We start from the raw sequence: 621 nt of genomic DNA on the forward strand, positions 1-621 counted from the left end.
CACGACGCTCACCACCACGAAAACCGGCGGCGCCACCATCACGGGAACCACCGGAACGACGGTCACCACCACGGAAACCCCCGGCACGCTCCCCACCCTCACGACGGAAGCCACCCGAACGATCGTCGCTGCCACGACGCTCACCACCGCGGAAACCACCAGCGGCGCCACGGCCCCCGTCACGAGTGCCTTCGTGTCCCGGACGATCGCGACGCTCACCACGGAAGCCGCCGCTGGACCGGTCGCTGTCGCGGAAGCCGCCCTCACGACGGTCGCCGTCCCGGCGGGAGCCGCCGGACTGGGCACGGTCGCCGCCGTACCCACCGGAACCGCTCCGACGCTCGCGGGAGCCGCGCTCTCCGCCTCGGTCGTCGCGGAAGGGCGGGCGGTCGCCACGGCGGGAGTCGCCGTCACGGTCTCCGGGCCGGCCCTCGTAGCCCCGGGGACGGTCTGCGCCCTGAGGTCCTGAACTCACTGGTACATCCTTCCTGAGTGCGCCATCGATAGCGCAACGCAGCCGAGGGCCGACCCGGTTCCGGGTGGCCCTCGACTGTAACGTGTGTCCGGCGGTGTCCTACTCTCCCACACCCTCCCGGGTGCAGTACCATCGGCGCTGGAGGG

At 72.0% G+C, this 621-nt stretch carries 1 pseudogene; it reads left to right on the forward strand.

The window, feature by feature from the left end:
• Nucleotides 1–469, forward strand: a pseudogene (locus ACFHWY_RS28775) (hypothetical protein); the annotation flags it as partial.
• Nucleotides 470–621 lie beyond the last annotated feature (152 nt).

It is taken from the genome of Micromonospora sp. LOL_024 (assembly GCF_048060415.1).
GTDB lineage: Bacteria > Actinomycetota > Actinomycetes > Mycobacteriales > Micromonosporaceae > Micromonospora.